General features: G+C 62.9%; 14 protein-coding genes. 8 read left to right on the forward strand and 6 right to left on the reverse strand.

The features are described from left to right. Positions 1-14: 14 nt before the first annotated feature. A complete protein-coding gene (locus tag SO156_RS25015) occupies positions 15-1490 on the reverse strand; it encodes an FAD-binding oxidoreductase (RefSeq protein WP_498536584.1) in 1476 nt (491 codons plus the stop codon). A gap of 219 nt (positions 1491-1709) precedes the next feature. Here SO156_RS25015 and hisC point away from each other — a divergent pair, with 219 nt between their 5' ends. Continuing rightward, a complete protein-coding gene (gene hisC / locus SO156_RS25020; RefSeq protein WP_498536585.1) occupies positions 1710-2762 on the forward strand; it encodes a histidinol-phosphate transaminase in 1053 nt (350 codons plus the stop codon). A 67-nt stretch (positions 2763-2829) separates the two neighbouring features. Here the strand turns inward: hisC and SO156_RS25025 are convergent, their stop codons facing one another. Next, positions 2830-3126 carry a hypothetical protein gene (locus SO156_RS25025; protein ID WP_498536586.1) on the reverse strand — a complete coding sequence of 99 codons (297 nt, stop codon included), beginning with the start codon at positions 3124-3126 and terminating at the stop codon, positions 2830-2832. A gap of 129 nt (positions 3127-3255) precedes the next feature. Then, positions 3256-4299, reverse strand: a complete 1044-nt coding sequence (locus SO156_RS25030) for a CobW family GTP-binding protein (protein ID WP_498536587.1) — start codon at positions 4297-4299, stop codon at positions 3256-3258. Positions 4300-4416: 117 nt separating this feature from the next. Here SO156_RS25030 and SO156_RS25035 point away from each other — a divergent pair, with 117 nt between their 5' ends. Further along, positions 4417-5514, forward strand: a complete 1098-nt coding sequence (locus SO156_RS25035; protein ID WP_498536588.1) for a cyclase family protein — start codon at positions 4417-4419, stop codon at positions 5512-5514. Positions 5515-5786: 272 nt separating this feature from the next. Here SO156_RS25035 and SO156_RS25040 read toward each other — a convergent pair whose 3' ends face one another. Continuing rightward, entirely contained in the window at positions 5787-6020 is a 234-nt protein-coding gene (locus SO156_RS25040) for a hypothetical protein (RefSeq protein ID WP_498536589.1), read from the reverse strand. 244 nt (positions 6021-6264) lie between these two features. Here SO156_RS25040 and SO156_RS25045 point away from each other — a divergent pair, with 244 nt between their 5' ends. Beyond that, positions 6265-7413: a caspase family protein gene (locus SO156_RS25045; RefSeq protein ID WP_498536590.1), complete on the forward strand. Its 1149-nt coding sequence runs from the start codon at positions 6265-6267 to the stop codon at positions 7411-7413. Positions 7414-7716: 303 nt separating this feature from the next. Continuing rightward, positions 7717-9726: a putative bifunctional diguanylate cyclase/phosphodiesterase gene (locus SO156_RS25050; protein WP_458146735.1), complete on the forward strand. Its 2010-nt coding sequence runs from the start codon at positions 7717-7719 to the stop codon at positions 9724-9726. Positions 9727-9745: 19 nt separating this feature from the next. Here SO156_RS25050 and SO156_RS25055 read toward each other — a convergent pair whose 3' ends face one another. Beyond that, on the reverse strand, positions 9746-10924 hold the full coding sequence (locus SO156_RS25055) for an acyl-CoA dehydrogenase family protein (protein WP_498536591.1): 1179 nt from the start codon (positions 10922-10924) through the stop codon (positions 9746-9748). After that, entirely contained in the window at positions 10921-13251 is a 2331-nt protein-coding gene (locus tag SO156_RS25060) for a bifunctional salicylyl-CoA 5-hydroxylase/oxidoreductase (RefSeq protein ID WP_498536592.1), read from the reverse strand. The genes SO156_RS25055 and SO156_RS25060 overlap by 4 nt, the downstream gene beginning before the upstream one ends. Before the next feature lie 1114 nt (positions 13252-14365). On the opposite strand from SO156_RS25060, the gene SO156_RS25065 reads away from it, so the two are divergent. From SO156_RS25065 to SO156_RS25080, 4 genes are all read left to right on the forward strand, one after another. Then, positions 14366-14650: a DUF6894 family protein gene (locus tag SO156_RS25065; protein WP_458146732.1), complete on the forward strand. Its 285-nt coding sequence runs from the start codon at positions 14366-14368 to the stop codon at positions 14648-14650. Positions 14651-15066: 416 nt separating this feature from the next. Next, on the forward strand, positions 15067-15531 hold the full coding sequence (locus tag SO156_RS25070) for a hypothetical protein (RefSeq protein ID WP_498536593.1): 465 nt from the start codon (positions 15067-15069) through the stop codon (positions 15529-15531). 648 nt (positions 15532-16179) lie between these two features. Next, positions 16180-17229, forward strand: a complete 1050-nt coding sequence (locus tag SO156_RS25075) for an ABC transporter substrate-binding protein (protein ID WP_458146730.1) — start codon at positions 16180-16182, stop codon at positions 17227-17229. Between the two features lie 25 nt (positions 17230-17254). After that, on the forward strand, positions 17255-17589 hold a 335-nt coding region (locus SO156_RS25080; RefSeq protein ID WP_498536594.1), incomplete at its 3' end, for an ATP-binding cassette domain-containing protein.

A 17589-nucleotide genomic window follows, 5' to 3' on the forward strand; every position in this document is an offset into this window, starting at 1 on the left:
GAGATTTGGTGAGCTCAGAGCCGCAGGATCTTGCCCGGGTTCATGATGTTCTTCGGGTCGAGCGCGCGCTTGATCGTGCGCATGACGTCGAGCTCGGTCCTCGAACGGTAATGCGCCAGCTCGTCGATCTTCTCGATGCCGATCCCGTGCTCGGCCGAGATCGAGCCGCCCATTGAGGTGATGAGGTCGTTCACGCTACGCGTTATCGCAGCGGAATATTGCGTGAGCGTCGGCCGGTCCATGCCGATCGGCCCCATGAAGGAAAAGTGCAGATTGCCGTCTCCGATATGGCCGAGCGGATAGGGACGGATCGTCGGCAGGATCTCGAGCACTGCCTTGAGGCCCTGGTCGATGAATTCAGGAATTCTCGATATCGCGACCGACACGTCGTAGCTCAGGCCCGGCCCCTCGGCACGCGCGGCCTCGGCCACGCTTTCGCGAATGCGCCACATGTTGCGCGACTGCGCTTCGGTCTGCGCGATCGCCGCGTCCAGCACGCGGCCCGCTTCGAACTGCTCGGCGAGGAACTGCTCCATTCTTTCCGACATGCCCGTCGCCCCGTCCACGCGGGGCCGCGACGAGGCCCATTCGAGCAGAAGATACCAGCCGGACTCGGCCTTGAGCGGATCCTGGATGCCAGGGATGTGGCGCATCACCATCTCGATGCCGGCGCGGCTCATGAGCTCGCAGGAGCCGACATTGTCCTCCGAAGCGGCATGCGCCTCGGAGAGAAGCTCCACGGCCGCGCGGGGATCGCGGATCGCGAGCCATGCGGTGGACACGTCCTTCGGCGCCGGCCAGAGTTTCAGCACCGCCTTGGTGATGATGCCGAGCGTCCCCTCGGCGCCCATGAAGAGATGCTTGAGATCGTAGCCGGTGTTGTCCTTCTTGAGCGCCCGCAAGCCGTCCCAGACCTCGCCGTTCGGCAGCACGACTTCGAGACCAAGCACGAGATTGCGCGCATTGCCATAGCGCAGCACCTGCACGCCGCCGGCATTGGTCGACAGATTGCCTCCGATCATGCACGACCCCTGCGCGCCAAGGCTGAGCGGAAAGAACCGGTCGTGGCTCGCCGCGGTCTCCTGAAGGGTCTGGAGGATGCAGCCCGCCTCCACGGTCATGGAATAGCCGACGGGATCGATGTTGAGCACGTGGTTCATGCGGCCTAGTGACAGCACGATGCCGCGGTGTGACGGCCACGGCGTCGCCCCGCCCATCAAGCCGGTATTGCCGCCCTGCGGCACGATGGCAATGCCGTTGTCGTAACAGAGCTTCACGACTCTTGAGACTTCCCCGGTGTTGGCCGGGCGCACGACCGCCGCAGCCTGGCCGGCCAGCACGCCGCGCCATTCGGTCACGAAGGGCTGCTTGTCCTGCTCGTCCAGGATCAGGCCCTTGTCACCCACGATGTCCCGCAAGGCGTCGAGGATGGCGACCGTCACCGGCGCGCCTGGAACGGAGGGATCGGTGGGAAGGGCTGCGCCCGGCATGTGTTCCTCTCTCATCGGCTCGGCTTGTGTGCCGGCCTTCGTTCTTGTTGTCAGTCATTTCGACCTTGGGTGCCGACCCTATCATGAAGCCTTCGCTCGCAGGAACGTACTGACCTGCGACGTTTGCGCAGATCAGGTTCGAGCTTCAAACACGAGCGGGCTTCCGCCCACGACCGGCATACCCTACTGTGATCCGATCAGCCCCCTAGGTCAGAGATCATGAGCCGCTTCTGGAGTCCCGTCGTCAATACCTTGTCGCCCTACGTACCGGGCGAACAGCCCAAGCAGGACGGCGTCGTCAAGCTCAACACCAACGAGAATCCCTATCTGCCCTCGCCGCACGTACTCGCGGCGGTCGCGGCGGCGGCAGAGCGGCTCCGTCTCTATCCCGATCCGCGCGCATCGCAGCTGCGCGAGGCGATCGCCACCCATTACAAGGTCGCGCCCGAAGAGGTGTTCGTCGGCAACGGCTCGGACGAGGTGTTGGCCCATACCTTCCAGGCGCTATTGAAGCACGATGCGCCGCTTTTGTTTCCCGACGTCACCTACAGCTTCTACCCCGTCTATTGCCGCCTCTATGGCATCGCTCACGAGGAGGTGCCGCTCGATGCCGCAATGCGGGTGCAGATTGCCGACTACCGGCAGCCATGCAGCGCGATCCTGCTATCCAATCCAAACGCGCCGACCGGCATCGGCCTTCCGCGCGATGCGATCGCAGCGCTGCTTACCGAGCATCCGGACCAGCTCGTAGTGGTCGACGAGGCCTATGTCGATTTCGGCGCCGAGAGCGCCGTGCCGCTCGTGGCACGCCACGACAATCTACTCGTCATCCAGACCTTCTCGAAATCGCGGGCGCTCGCCGGCCTGCGGGTCGGCTTTGCGATCGGGCAGCGGCCGTTGATCGAGGCGCTGGAGCGGGTGAAGGACAGTTTCAACTCCTACCCCATCGATTGCCTCGCCCTCGCAGGCGCCACTGCTGCCATCGCGGACGACGCGTGGTTTCAGGAGACCCGTACACGCATCATGGCGAACCGCGAAACGCTGACGCGTGAGCTCTCTGGGCTCGGCTTCGAGGTGCTGCCGTCGCAAGCCAACTTCGTCTTCGCGCGCCATCGGAGCCAAGGCGGTGCCGATCTCGCGGTTTCGCTCCGGCAACGCGGCGTTCTGGTCCGGCATTTCAAGAAGCCGCGCATCGAGAACTTCCTGCGCATCACGGTCGGTACGGAAGAGGAGTGCGGCCGGCTGATCGACGTGCTGCACGGCCTGATCTGAGCCCGTGCGTGATCCGGCATATCGTCCGGCGGATGCAGCGCAAGAACAGCCGTGGGAATGAGCCGGATCAGGGCCACTTTCTGTTCCCCAGAATGTCCACGCCTTCGTACTGCCCCGGTCGAAAGATCGATCCGCGTGCAACCTGCGGCGCCTGCCCCAACCGTATGAGGATGAAATCGCGGTGCGCTACGTGCTGGACCTGCGTTTGCCGAAACGTATCCAGCAGCGCGAACACTTCCCTGGTATCATGACCATCGCGATCCAACTCGGCGATACGCCGCTCCTGCTGCACGATGTGCCGCTCGCCTAGCGCAACCCGTTTCTCTGCTTCAGCCAACTCCGCCAGTCCGATTGCACGGTCCATGTTCGAACTCCACTGAGTTTGTTGGCATCCTCCCACAGCGAGCCGGCCAGCGATTGATGCAGATCAACCGCAGCGAAGACTTCCTGCGCATTTGCGATCGAGACGGAGGAGCAGCGTAGCGGCCTGAGCTCACGCAGCCGCGCGGACGGCCTGCCAGAGCGCCAGCACCTCGTCGCGCGCAATGTTGCGGGTGATGAACACGATGCGCGAGCGGCGGTCGGCGTCGGGCCATTCTGCGAGCGCCACCGGCGGATGGAAAACGTGGTGTACGCCGTGGATTGCGACCGGCGCCGGCTCGTCGCGGAGGTTGAGAATCCCCTTGACGCGCAGGAGGTCCTCGCCTCGCCCGGAGCGCAGATGCGCAAGCCAGTTCGAGACCGCCATCCAGTCGAGCGGTTCGTCGAAGGCCAGCATGAAGCTTCCGATCGATACGTCGTGATGGTGTTGGCCGTGGTCGTGGGCGTGCTGCGGCTCACGAGGTGTCACGAAGGCCTGCTCGTTGAGCCACCGCGCGACATCGACGGTCCTCTTCTCAGGATCGATGAGGCCGGCGCCAAACAGCCGCGCCGGATCGATCTCGCCATGCGCCACGGGTTCGATTCCGGCACCGGGATTGAGCCGGCGCAGACGGGCTTCGAGCGCGGCGGTGTCGCCGGCCAGATCAGACTTCGTGATCAGCAACCGGTCGGCGAGCGCGACCTGTTTCACCGCCTCGTACTGACGGTCGAGCTGATGCGGCGCGTTGACGGCATCCACCGTGGTCACGACGGCATCGAGCCGCAGGAAATGCGAGACCAGCGGATTGTTCAGCAGGAGTTGCACGATCGGCGCGGGATCGGCGAGACCGGTGGTCTCGATGAGGATGCGGCGGAATGGCGCCACCTCGCTGCGATCGCGCCGCACGAGGAGCCCACGCAGTGTTTCCTCGAGGTCGCTGCGGACAGTGCAGCAGATGCAGCCGCTCGCAAGCACGGCCACCTCGCCATCGATGCGCTCGACGAGGAGATGGTCGAGGCTGACCTCACCATATTCGTTGATGACGACTGCGCTGTCCTTCATGTCGTCGTGGTGCAGCACATGATTGAGCAGTGTCGTCTTCCCGCTGCCGAGAAAGCCGGTAATCAACGACACTGGAAGCCGCTCGGCGGATTTGTCGCTCTCGAACAGACTCATCGGCGCCCCTCGCGTTGCCGTCTTATTTTTGTCGCTGGACAACAACCTAACGTAGGAGGAGCATGCCGAAAACAATTTTAGAGCCCGGCTTCTCTGGGCCTCTACTGGGAGGGTAAAATGCCTAATGAAATCAAGGACGGGGAACTGCAAGGCGGAATGACCACGACTGATCGTCGGACCGTACTCCGCACGGCAGGCCTCGCCGGTGCCGCAGGGGCAGCGCTCGCGGGCGCGATGCACGGCAAGTTCTCGCTCGCGCCGGTTAGCGAAGCCCAGGCGCAGACTCCCACCTCCATGCCCAAGGGAACAGACAAGCCATGGTGGCCCTCGAAATGGGGCGAGGAGGATGAGGCCGGCGCCTCCAACCACATCACGCCGGAAAAAGTTCTCGATGCCGTAAAATGGATCAAGGACGGCAAGATCTACAAGATCGGCCGCGTCTACGAAGGCGGCATGCCGCTGTTCGGTCCGCGCGTATTCACGTTGCGTATTCCAGGCAGTCCGACCGGCGGTCCTTTCGGCGACAACAAGATGGTCTATCACGACGAGTTTCTGACCACCGAGATTGGCCAGACCGGCACGCAGTTCGACGGACTCGGCCACATCGGCATCCAGCTCGGCAAGGACGGCGACAAGAGCGAGATGCGCTTCTACAACGGTCACACCGCGGCAGAGATCAGTGACGCCTATGGCCTCAAGAAGCTGGGCGTCGAGAAGCTCAAGCCGCTGTTCACCCGTGCCCATCTCATCGACATGGTCGCGCTCAAGGGCGGGATGATGGATGCTGGCCAGGAGATCACCTCAGCCGACATCAAGGCAGCGCTAGCCAAGCAGAACATGTCGGAGAGCGACATCAAGCCGGGCGATGCGATCATGTTTCACACCGGTTGGGGTTCGCTCTGGATGAAGAACAATGATCGCTTCAACAGCGGCGAGCCGGGCATCGGGCTGGACGCTGCGCGATGGGTGATCGACAAGGATCTCGCGCTCACCGCGGCCGACACCTGGGCGGTCGAGGTGGTGCCCAATCCCGACAAGTCGCTCGCCTTCGTGGTGCACGCCGAGCTGCAAACCAAGCACGGCATCCACAACCACGAGAACCTGATCTTCGACGAGCTGATCGCCGACAAGAAGTACCAGTTCGTCTATTGCTTCACGCCGGCCCCCATCAAAGGCGCCACGGGAAGCAACGGCTGCCCGATCGCGATCACGTGACGGGCACGCATCTGCGCGTGGGCGGAAGCACCGCCCGCGCGTGCTTTGCCTGCTACAATCAGCGGTTACGGATCAGCATGCCCGAGAGCGGATTCTCGCACGGTTTTGCTGCTACGATCCGCGGTTCCGTCGCTTTCAGCGAGATACGGACGATGATTTTGGTCGAGCCGTGGCTACGCAGGAATGCGAACGCCGCGACGCCAAAGGAATTGACTGCTTCGGATCAAAGAAATTGAGGAGCGAGATGCTCCAGCCATCGGCACTGACAGCATTCACGCTGCCACGATCTTTCCCTCTCGCATCTGATTGGCATTGGCAGCTTGTTGTGGCTGCACCAGTTCATTCGAGCTGGCCGTGCATTCCCTGAAATGCTCCTGCACGGCAGCGTCTGCAGCGTGCTCCCAATATTCCGCCTCAGCAAGCAGCTTCCAGCTTCTTTCGGGACGATACGCAGCGCTCTGTCGGCAGAGCGAGGCCATTGCACGCAGGCGGCGCACGGTTTCCATTCACTTCCTCCCCTTTTTGCCGGTCTACTTTCTTGTCGTGTTTTCCCACAGCTTAATTTCTATTTCTGCATCTGAGCCATCATGATTATGATCTAGAACTATTTTTTTGCTCCTCGATCAGCCCACCAGACGAATGGTAGCCGCGCTTGTTGCGTTCCAGTTTCGGTTCCCCTTCACATCGATTTCGAATGCTGCTCTCGTCATCTCAGTCCCCGTGTTATTACCACCTTAGATCGGGGCGACCATGAACCGACACCGGCTTCTGCTCGGGTTTGTCCTCGCCGCTGCGCTCGCGGGCTTCGCTCACGCGCCGGCCGTGGCCGACGGCAGGCGCGTGGCGCTGGTGATCGGCAACGGCGCCTACCGAAGTGTGCCGGCCCTGTCTAATCCGCCGAACGATGCCGGCGATGTCGCAACCGCGCTCAGGCGTCTCGGCTTCACGGTCACCCTCATCGCCAACGGCTCGTTCGACGAGATGCGGCGCAGCCTGATCGCCCTCGGGCGCGATGCCGCGGGTGCCGACATGGCGGCGGTCTATTTCGCCGGCCACGGTATGGAGATCAGCGGCGAGAACTGGCTGATCCCGGTCGATGCTGAATTGAAGAAGGACACCGACGCGGTCAACGAGGCAATCAGCCTGCGCAGCGTGATGTTGCAGGTCGCGAACACCGCGAGCCTCGGCCTCGTGATCCTCGATGCCTGCCGCAACAACCCGTTCGCGGCGAAGATGCAGCGGTCGCTGGCGCTGCGCGCCGCGGCAACCAGCGGCCTCGGCCGCATCGAGCCGGCCGGGAACGTGCTGGTCGCCTATGCCGCGCGCGACGGCACGACCGCGCTCGACGGCGACGGCCGCAACAGCCCGTTCACCACGGCGCTGCTGCACAATATCGAGACGCCGGGCGTCGAGATCACCTTCATGTTCCGCAACGTTCGCGACGACGTCATGGAGGCAACACGCAACGAGCAGCAACCCTTCGTCTACGGCTCACTCTCGCGCCGGGCGATCTATCTCGCGGGCGCGCCGTCTGCGGCCGAGCAAGAGGGCACGAAACAGGCAAATGCCGCACCATCGACCGCGGCTGCGCCGGCGCCCATCGCCGTCATCGACCCTGCGCTGGTCGGCACCTGGGAGATCATGGTGCCGAATGCTCGTGGTATGTCGCGCTGGACGTGGCGCATCATGGGCGATGGCACCTATGCATTCCACGCCGAAGGCCGGCGCGCCGCGCCGGCACATGAAGGCACGATTGCCGCCATGAACGGCCACTGGTCGCTGCGCGCCTTGAGAGGACTCTCGGGCTACTCCGACGCCGGCTCCTATGAGGTCCGCGACGCCACCGCCGTCATCACCGGCAAGCTTGGCACCGGCTACTGGAAGCGCAGCCTGCAGTGAGACGCGCGGTCCCGCGCGTCGAAACCGCGAGTGGACCTCGTCCCTCCATGCGCATGGTTAGCAGGGCGTAACGGCCCCAATGTTGCGGAATTTGCAGCCGAAACGGCCACCTGCTCCGTCCACTATCGTTAACGTCACCTTCAACGGCGCGCCACGCCAGTGGAAATACGGAGTTTCGCATGATCTTCGGAGGTTCCTCCATGGAACCCGTCTAACCCGCCCTTTACCCGTCCTGTGCAAGATCGCACGCGTTTCAAAGGACTTTGCCGGGACACGTTCGCGGAATCTGGGGCTCGCTTTTCAATGCCAATTGCGGATCTGAAATCTTACCTCGCTGCAGCGGTACGGCTGTTTCGCGTGCCCGCCGACAACCCCGACCTGACGCGCGCCCAGTTCGACGCCTTCTCGAAGCAGATTCCACTGCTCTACTTCATCCTGATCACCAACACGCTCGCTGTGGCCTATACCTATGTGCCGCTCGCCCCGGCCTGGCTGACAATGGCGGTGCCCTCGGTCCTGACCGTGCTCGCAGCATTGCGGACATTCTGGTGGCTGCGCCAGCGCCATCTCGTGCGCAGCGACGCGGACATTCTGCGCAACCTGCGCGCTACCAATTGGCTCACGATTCCGATCGCGGTGGGATTCACCGCCTGGTCCTTCGCGCTCTACCCATACGGCGATCCCTTCGCCAAGAGCCATGTCGCCTTCTACATGGCGGTGACCGTGATCGGCTGCATCTTCTCGCTGATGCACCTGCGCTCTGCCGCCCTGATCGTCACACTGCTCGTCGATATTCCCTACGTCATCTTCTACTTCGCGACGGGCGAACCGACGCTGATGGCGATAGCCGTCAACGACCTCCTGGTGTCGGGCGCGTTGATAACGGTGCTATTCATCTACTACCGCGACTTCGCCGACCTCGTCGCATCCCGCAAGTCGCTACTTGCGCAACAGGCGGCGACGCAAGCGCTGTCGGACGAGAATTTCCGTCTCGCCAATCTCGATTCCCTGACCGAGCTTCCGAACCGCCGACGCTTCTTTGCTGAACTTGCCAACGCCTTTGCCGATGCCGAGCGCCGGCAGATCCGACTTGCGGTCGGGATCATCGACCTCGACGGCTTCAAACCAATCAACGACAATTACGGCCACACCGTCGGCGATCGCGTGCTGATCGAAGCGGGCCGGCGCATCCGCGAAGTCTGCGAAGACTTCGGCTCGCATCGCGTCGAGTTCGCGCGGCTCGGCGGCGACGAATTCGGTCTCGTGGTCAGCGGCGATCCCAGCGACGAGGATCTCGTCGAACTCGGCGCCCGGATAGGCGACCGTGTCAAGCTGCCCTATCAGCTCGACACGGCACATACAGGCCTCTCCTGCTCGATCGGATTTGCGTTGTATCCGCGCTCGGCGACGGATCCGGAAGTCCTCTACGAATGCGCCGACTATGCGCTCTACCACGCCAAGCGCCACGCGCGCGGCCGCGCCGTGATCTTCTCGAGCGAGCTGGAAGCGGAGATTCGCAGCCGCGGCGTCATCGAGAACCTGTTGCGCACCGCCGACTTCGACGCGGAGATGGAACTGGTCTTCCAGCCGATCGTCGATGCCATGAGCGAGCGCACCGCCGGCTTCGAGGTGCTGGCCCGCTGGCACTCACCGCGGCTAGGCCTCGTCTCGCCGGCGGACTTCATCCCCGCCGCCGAGCGCATTGGTCTGATTCGCAGCCTGACGCAGGCGCTGCTCGTTCGCGCGCTCGCAACGGCCAAGACCTGGCCCGACGATATAAGCCTGTCGTTCAACCTCTCGGCCCACGACATCTGCTCGTCCGACGGCATTTTGCCGCTGATCTCGGTGATCGAGAAGAGCGGCCTGCCGCCGCGGCGGATCGATTTCGAGATCACGGAGACTGCGGTCACGTTCGATTTCGTGCGGGCGCAGCAATCGATCGCGACGCTGAAAGCGATGGGCTGCGGCATCTCGCTGGACGATTTCGGCACCGGCTATTCCTCGCTTAGTCACGTCCACCGCCTGCCACTCGACAAGATCAAGATCGATCGCAGCTTCGTCGCCGATGTCAACGACAATCCTGTGAGCCACAAGATCATCAAGTCGCTGACGGGCCTGTGCGCGGACATGGAGATCGCGTGCGTCGTCGAAGGCGTCGAGACGCGCGCGCAGCTCGAGAGCCTCCGTCGCCTCGGCTGCGACTATATCCAGGGCTACTATTTCGCAAAGCCGATGCGAAGAGACGCGATCGCGGGCCATCTCACCGAGGAGCAACAGCGCCTCGGCGACGGCGTCGCGCGCGCGAGTGCCTGAGCTCTCTTCGCCGGCAGCCTCAGCGCGGCTTCAACAGCTCGCGCGCAACGATCAGTTTCTGGACCTCCGTCGCGCCCTCGTAGATCCGCAGCGCGCGGATTTCGCGGTAAAGGCTCTCGACGATCTCGCCCTTGCGTACGCCGCGTCCGCCGAACATCTGCACGGCGCGGTCGATGACGCGCTGCGCGGTCTCAGTCGCCGTCAGCTTTGCCATCGCCGCTTCGCGGGTGGTTGGAAGCTTCTGAACGTCGCGGCGCCAGGCCGCGCGGTAGGTCAGGAGCGCTGCGGCATCGGTGTCTGTCGCCATCTCACCGAGCGCGGCCTGGGTCAACTGGAGATCGCCGAGTGTCGCACCAAACATGTGCCGGCTCTGCGCATGCGATAGCGCCTCATCGAGCGCCCGCCGCGCAAAACCGAGGGCCGCGGCGGCGACCGAGGCGCGGAAGATGTCGAGCGTCTGCATGGCGAGCCTGAAGCCGCCGCCGGGCGCGCCAAGCCGACGGCTCGCCGGGATCCGGCAGTTCGTAAAGCGTAACGTCGCCAGCGGATGCGGCGCGATGACGTCGATACGCTCGGCAATGCCAAAGCCGGGATCGCTGGGGAAGACGACGAAGGCCGAAATACCGCGAGCGCCCGGCGCCTCCCCGGTTCGCGCGAACAGCGTGTAGACGTCGGCGATGCCGCCGTTCGATATCCAGGTCTTTTCGCCGTCGATGACGTAGTCCTCGCCGTCGGCGCGGGCAGCGCACGACATCGCCGCAACGTCCGACCCTGCTTCCTTCTCCGACAGCGCGAAGGCCGACAGCCATTCACCCGATCGAACCTTTGGCAGCACGGCATTGCGCAGCTCCGCCGAGCCGCCGAGCGCGATCGCGCCGGAGCCGAGCCCCTGCATGGCGAAGGCGAAATCGGCGAGCCCGTCGGCATAGGCGAGCGACTCCCGCGACAGGCAGATCGAGCGCGAATCGATCGTTGTCGCATCACCATCAGGTGCAGCGACGGCGCAATCGAGCAACCCCGCCTCGCCCATAGCGCGCACGAGCCTGCGGCAGGCGCCGTCGACATCGTTGTGGTCGATCTTGTCGAGGATCCCCGACTGCACGAAGTGGTCGAGCGCCTCGCCGATCGCATGATGGCGCGGCTCAAAGAACGGCCAGTCCAGCCAGTCGCGCCTGATCACCTTGGCAAGCGAGCTCATTTTGAGATCTCCTGCGCGGCCGCCGCGGCGGCGCGGGCGAGATTGGTTTCATATTGGCCCTTGGCGGACAGATATTGCTTGGGCCAGGTGACGGCGGTGACACCGATGCGCGCCGCTTCGTGCAGCGTCCAGGCTGGATCTGCCAGGTGCGGCCGCGCAATAGCACAGAGATCGGCGCGGCCGGCGGCGAGGATCGAGTTGGCGTGATCGGCCTCGGAGATCGCACCGACCGCGATGGTCTCAACACCAACCTCATTGCGGATCAGGTCAGCGAACGGCGTCTGATACAGGCGTCCATAGATCGGCCGATCGTCCTTCCAGACCTGTCCGGACGAACAATCGATCACGTCTGCGCCCGCTTCCTTGAACATCGCGGCGAAGATCGCCGCATCGGCCGGCGTGTTGCCGCCTACGGTCCAGTCATGGCAGGACAGGCGCACCGATGTTGGACGATCGGAAGGCCACACGGAGCGCATCGCGCTGAACACCTCCAGCGGAAAACGCGCACGGTCCTCGTGGCTACCGCCGTACTCATCGGTCCGTCGGTTGGTCAGTGGCGACAGGAAGCTCGACAGCAGATACCCGTGGGCGCAATGGAGTTCGAGCCACTCGACGCCGGCCGCAGCCGCGCGAATCGTTGCCGCGACGAAATCGTCGCGCACGCGATCCATGTCGCTGCGATCCATCGCCCGGGGCAGCTGGCTGTGGGGCAGATAGGGCAGCGGCGACGCAGAGATCAGCGGCCAGTTGCCTGATTCCAGCGGCTCATCGATGCCATCCCATGCGAGCTTCGTCGATCCCTTTCGTCCGGCATGGCCAAGTTGAATCCCGACTTTGGCGTGTCCGAGGCCATGGATCAGATCGACCAGGCGGCGCCACTGCGCCGCCTGCGCGTCATTCCAGAGGCCGAGACAGCCGGGCGTGATCCGGGCATCGGGCGAGACGCAGGTCATCTCGGCAAAAATCAGCCCGGCACCGCCCATGGCGCGCGCGCCGAGATGGGCAATATGGAAGTCGTTGATGAGCCCATCTTGCGCCGAATACATCGCCATCGGCGAGACCATGATGCGGTTCGCAAGGCCAAGCCCCCGCACGCGGTGCGGCGTCAGCATCGGCGGCGGCACGCGTTCGCCGTCCTCGACGGCGATGCCTGAGCGCGCGGCAAACCAGCGCTCAAAACCTTCCAGCCAGGCTCGATCGCGCAAACGAAGGTTCTCGTGGCTGATGCGCTGCGAGCGTGTCAGCATCGAATAGAAGAATTGCGGCGGCTCGAGCGTATCGGCATAGCGCCGGCCGACCACCTCGAACCATTCCATGGCGTTCCGCGCCGCATTCTGGATGCGGGCAACGTCGACCCGACGCACCTCTTCGTAGGCTTCCAGCACCGTCTCGATCTTGTCGCGACTGTGGCCGTGGCGATCGAACTGGTTGGCGAGTTCGATGGCGTCGTCGAGCGCGAGCTTGGTGCCCGAGCCGATCGCGAAATGCGCGGTGTGCGCGGCATCGCCCATCAGCACGACATGGGACCGGCCGTTGAACACGCTCCATTTGCCGCAGATCAGGCGGCTGAAATTGAGCCAGGCCGAGCCGCGCAGATGGCGGGCGTTGGTCAACAGCTTCGCTCCGTCCAGCGTCTCTGCGAAGAGCTTTTCGCAGAATTCGATCGAACCCTGCTGGTCGAGGTCGCCAAGCCCATGGCCGTTGTAGGCCTCTTCCGTGGTCTCGACGATGAAGGTCGAGGTTTCGCTATCGAACTTGTAGATATGCGCCTGGAACCAGCCGTGTTCGGTCCGGCGAAAGTCGAACGTGAAGGCGTCGAATGCTTTCTTCGTGCCCAGCCAGATATAACGGTTCGGCCGGATCACCATGTCGGGCCGGAACTGTTCGGCGTAGCGGGCACGGATCCTGGAATTGACGCCATCGGAGACGATGATCAGGTCGGCATCGGCGAATTCGAGATCGGACTCGACATCGCGCTCGAAGACGAGCTCGACGCCCAGCGCCTCGCAGCGCCGCTGCAGGATGTTGAGCAGGTGCTTGCGTCCGATGCCGATAAAGCCATGGCCGGTCGTGCGTTGGCGCGTCCCCTTGAAGACGAGCTCGATGTCGTCCCAGTGATTGAACGCGTCCTCGATCTCGGCTGCGCTTTCGGGATCGGCGATCCGCATCGCCTGCATCATGGCGTCGGAAAACACCACGCCCCAGCCGAAAGTGTCGTAGGGCTTGTTGCGTTCGACGACGGTGACGATGTGCTCCGGGTGACGGCGCTTCATCAGGAGGCCCAGATAGAGCCCGGCCGGTCCGCCGCCGATACAGACTATGCGCATGATCCCTCGCTTTCGCGCGCCGCGCCGTGTGGAGAGCTGCAAACTCTGTCAAACCCGAGAGGCAAATTATTTTAAGTATAAAATATTTCGTCGAGCCACGGGTTGTCAAGGTGCTTGTCGGCCGCGACGCGGAGCTGACTCTGGCGAGGGCGGCAAGCCGACGTTTCGCTCTGCGGTGAAGCCTCAAGGCGTCCGCCAACGATCGGCAATGAATCCGGCAGCGAGGGGCGGAAACCCAACCATTTACCTCCGCGATCGCGGCGGCGATCACGCTGATCGAATCGATGGCGGGCTGATGCAGGACGACCGGTCAGACGGCGGCGGCTCCTATTGAGCCTTGGCTTTGTCACGCCTGCATCCGAGCAGGCGGGAAGACGCAGATCGCTCTGATGAGGCGAGCGCGATCGGTCCAGCCCCCGCGGGCCACCTGCCTGTACTTCCGAAGTAGGTGACCCGCTTCCGAGGGCTGGATCAGGAGCAAGGAGGCTCACGCCAGCTTTGCTCGCCTCGCGATTAGAGGGCCGGTCCACCACGGCCGCAATTGAGAAACGGGATTACCCCTGCTCAGTCGTCAAGCGAGGAGCTTCGCGCATTCGGCAAGTAGGCACCTGACTGAAGGCGCAGGGGCTGCGTGTTTACTTCTGAACAGAAACGGTCCCAGCAGTTGGCCCGCGGCTGCCGCGCACGCTAACCATAACTACAACCATCTCTTGATCGTATAGATCCTGATACTCATAGTTGCAACTTTCAGTATGGAATTGCTTGATGATGGTCCGCTTGCCCATAGTTGCGGTCATCTCGCCCGATGGGGCAAGGTCATACTGGGTTGCAGCGGTCGAACCGGAGAAAGCGACCGACGCGGTTGTGCGGGTCATCGGCGCTGGACATGTCACCAGGCTCCTGCGGCACAGCCTGCGCGTAAAACCGGATGCGCTCAGACCAGGGGAAGTCCGGCAGCTCAGGTTCTGACCGGGACCGTACCCATTAAGAGCATTCATCTCCCTCGAAAGAGCCTACCTCCGAGTTCCACAGCCGGTCTATTTATCGGGTCGCTCACGTTGGCGGACTGAGATCGCGCGCTCTCGCTGCCGTCTCTTCGAGGGGAGCCGTGCGGATGCCCCGCTTCTTCTTCCACGCCCACGGCGGCATCTCCGTCTTCGATGACATCGGGCTGGAGCTTCCGGACGTCGCTGCCGCGCAATTAGTAGCGATCGAAGTGTGCCGGAATATTCTCAACGAAGGACCGGAGGGACCATTTTGGGAGGACCTTAACTGGCGCATCGAGGTTACTGACGGCCCCGGGATTTGTGGGCAGACTTTCCTTGTCGTTCAGTTTTCTGTCACGCGCACAGCGATCATCCCTAACGCGTCGGCCAGTGGAAGTTTGGGATCAAGGTGAGAACCGTAACCACCGGTTATGGAGCGCGGGCAGTAACGCGCGCAGTCGGTGGCTCCGCCGCACACGCGCGATAAGCGATCCCTTCGAAACGCCAGAAGGTCACAGAGTCAGTCGCTCCGCAGCCGTCGCACGTCAATCGCTCCTCACCGAGCATGTAGCGTCCGCGGATCGCGGAAGTGGTATTTTTGCAAGATGGGCAAACCAATAAGAAATTGCGCATCCGCCAGCGCATCACCAAACTATCCAACACTTTCGCACGTCCCTTCGTGAGCTCAGGTATCTCGCAGAGGTGGAGATTAGCGGACCTTTGCATGCCTGAATGTTCGATTGCGAACATAGGAACTGCGGCCATACTGACCAGGCGTGATGGCGTCCTTTCCGGGGGGTGTTAAGCTGGGCACAACTGCGAGAGAGCAATGAGTGACGACAAAAAGGATGCAGGCCTTGTGGCGCTGATCAGCGGCATTCTGGGCGGCAAGTCCACGAACGAGCAAGCTTCCAGGTCGCATCCGCCCGCTGAGGCTGCCCAATCAGCGCCCACGAGTGCGACCGCGCCTCCCGCGCCGGAGATGCCACCAACGCTTCAAGAGGAGTCCGCGCCTCGAACGAAGCCAATCGCTCCTATGTCCACCGGCGGCCACGATGAGAAACGAGCGCGACTGCCCGCTGTGGCGATCGCCGACCTTGTCCTTGGTGAGCTTCGCAAGGTAGAGGGCTTCCCGAAATCAGGGGTCTCGATCATCGTCTACGGGTATCGGCCATGGAATGCCATGATCAGGTTCGCGCCGTTCTCGACCACATCTCAAAACGCGGCACGCCTGCGACATGCTTTGCCCGATGTCATCTTCAGGCTTCGGCAGTACGTCGAACTCGAAAATTAGGTTACCCCTTCGAGCGCGATCAAGAAGTCTAAGTAGCTCTGATACGACGGCGCTCCGGATGTCAGGTCTGCGCTGACGACTTTGATTTTTGAGTCGCCTTTTGGACCCTCGAAAATGGAAAAGCTACGCCACGCTCGCCCTGACCATTGAGATCGGCGAAGAGTCCGTCTTTTTCGGAGAGGCTCCGTGCGGCGGCACTGAGAACGTCGTGGTAGCGCGCGTAGTTGCGCACGGCGTCCTTCGCGGGGCGCTATCAAACAGAGGGGCGCCGCGCAAATCCCGTCGACGCCGACAGCGATCTCGTTTGGTCGGGCCGGCCAAATTCGCGCAGGTAGTCCAAAATCGCGAAGGACCGATCGAGCTCTCTCGCGCGCCGACCACCGCCTGCGTTCCTGAGCCGCCCGCGAAGCCACCGCAGCGCCCTTCGCCCGAAGCCCACGGTCCTCATGCCATCCAGCCCCTTGCCTATTGCGCGATTTCTAAAACGAAGCTAGCTTTTCGAAATCCGCTATAGTGAAAGTTCGTCCACTATAGTGGAATAAATAGGAAACAAGCCGTTACGATCGGCCTGTGGAGGCCCCTGCCGATCCATCGCTTAGCGCCAGGCCTTGAAGGCGCCGCCGCGCGCCGCGCATTGGAGGGAGAAGGATGATGAAGTCGTCGTTGTCGGCGGTTAGCGCCATTTGCCTTGGCCTATTCGCTTTGATCGGCACGTCAAGCCAAGCCGCCGCCGCGGCCAAATGCATCAAGGGCGACCGCAAGCCGCCGTTCACGATCGGTTGGGCCGATATCTATTCGGTGCCGACCTGGATGAAGGAGACGCAGGGGACGATCGAGAGAGAGGTCGACGACCTCAAGAAGCAGGGTCTCGTCTCGAAACTCGTCGTCACTGATGCCCGAGGCGACGCCAACACCCAGATCCAGCAAATCCAGTCGATGATCGATTCCAATGTCGATGCGATCATCCTCATCGCCGGCTCGTCTTCCGCGCCGGGCCGCGTGATTGCCGACGCCTGCGCCAAGGGCATTGCCGTCATCAATTTCGACAGCCTCGTCGACACCGATCAGGTCACCGCCAAGATCAATACGGATTCGGAGCAGTGGGGCGCGAGCGCCGCGAAATTCCTCGTCGACGCGATCGGCGGCAAGGGCAAGATCCTCGTGCTGAACGGCCCGGCCGGCATCTCCGTCAGCGATGACCGCCGCAAGGGCGCCGAGCCGGTGTTCAAGGCCAATCCCAATGTGACCATTCTTGCCGAGACGAATACCGCCTACAACGTTGCGCCGGCTCAGGAAGCGGTAACCAACCTTCTCTTTGCCCATCCCGACATCGATGGAGTCTTGTCGCTCGGCGGCGCTCTCTCGGCCGGCTCGGTTCTCGCCTTTGACAAGCAAGGCCGCACACAAGTTCCGATCACGGGGGAGAACGCACGCCAATTCCTCGAACTGTGGAAGGCAAAAAACCTCAAGGCCTGGGCGACGATGCAGCCCAATTGGCTCGGCGCGTTTGCGACCTACACGGCCGTTCAGGCGTTGAGCGGCAAGGATGTCCCGGCCTTCGTCAAGATTCCTCTGCCGATCATCGATAACTCGAACATTGATCAGTATCTGGCCAAGGCGAAAGATTTCCCCGCTGACGGCTACATCTACTCTCCTTACGATCAGAAGCTCTTTGACGAGCTTCTGGCTCAAAAATAGGCCAGAACGGGGAACGGTCACGAAGATGACGCCAGCTCCGACCCTTGCCGCTCGCGGCGTGTCGAAGTCGTTTTTCGGAAATCCCGTGCTGCGCGACGTATCCATCGCGCTTCAATCGGGCCGAATTCACGCGCTGCTCGGCGAGAACGGAGCGGGCAAGTCGACGCTGATCAACATCCTGTCGGGGGCGTTGCTCCCCGACGAGGGGGTCGTGGAAATCGACGGCCGCCCGTTTCGCGGGCTCAATCCCCGCGATGCACATCGCGCAGGCGTCGCGGTGGTTCAACAGGAGCTGGGCCTCACCAGCCAGCTCTCGATCGCCGAGAACATCGGCCTTGGCGCGCTGCCGCGCCGCTATGG

This window comes from Bradyrhizobium sp. UFLA05-125 (assembly GCF_059803515.1).

Coding starts and splice junctions, on each gene's coding strand:
- SO156_RS25065 (WP_458146732.1), top strand. CDS start 14,366: ATGCCCCGCTTCTTCTTCCACGCCCACGGCGGCATCTCCGTCTTCGAT.
- SO156_RS25045 (WP_498536590.1), top strand. CDS start 6,265: ATGAACCGACACCGGCTTCTGCTCGGGTTTGTCCTCGCCGCTGCGCTC.
- SO156_RS25075 (WP_458146730.1), top strand. CDS start 16,180: ATGATGAAGTCGTCGTTGTCGGCGGTTAGCGCCATTTGCCTTGGCCTA.
- SO156_RS25025 (WP_498536586.1), bottom strand. CDS start 3,126: ATGGACCGTGCAATCGGACTGGCGGAGTTGGCTGAAGCAGAGAAACGG.
- SO156_RS25060 (WP_498536592.1), bottom strand. CDS start 13,251: ATGCGCATAGTCTGTATCGGCGGCGGACCGGCCGGGCTCTATCTGGGC.
- hisC (WP_498536585.1), top strand. CDS start 1,710: ATGAGCCGCTTCTGGAGTCCCGTCGTCAATACCTTGTCGCCCTACGTA.
- SO156_RS25040 (WP_498536589.1), bottom strand. CDS start 6,020: ATGGAAACCGTGCGCCGCCTGCGTGCAATGGCCTCGCTCTGCCGACAG.
- SO156_RS25050 (WP_458146735.1), top strand. CDS start 7,717: ATGCCAATTGCGGATCTGAAATCTTACCTCGCTGCAGCGGTACGGCTG.
- SO156_RS25070 (WP_498536593.1), top strand. CDS start 15,067: ATGAGTGACGACAAAAAGGATGCAGGCCTTGTGGCGCTGATCAGCGGC.
- SO156_RS25035 (WP_498536588.1), top strand. CDS start 4,417: ATGCCTAATGAAATCAAGGACGGGGAACTGCAAGGCGGAATGACCACG.
- SO156_RS25055 (WP_498536591.1), bottom strand. CDS start 10,924: ATGAGCTCGCTTGCCAAGGTGATCAGGCGCGACTGGCTGGACTGGCCG.
- SO156_RS25015 (WP_498536584.1), bottom strand. CDS start 1,490: ATGCCGGGCGCAGCCCTTCCCACCGATCCCTCCGTTCCAGGCGCGCCG.
- SO156_RS25030 (WP_498536587.1), bottom strand. CDS start 4,299: ATGAGTCTGTTCGAGAGCGACAAATCCGCCGAGCGGCTTCCAGTGTCG.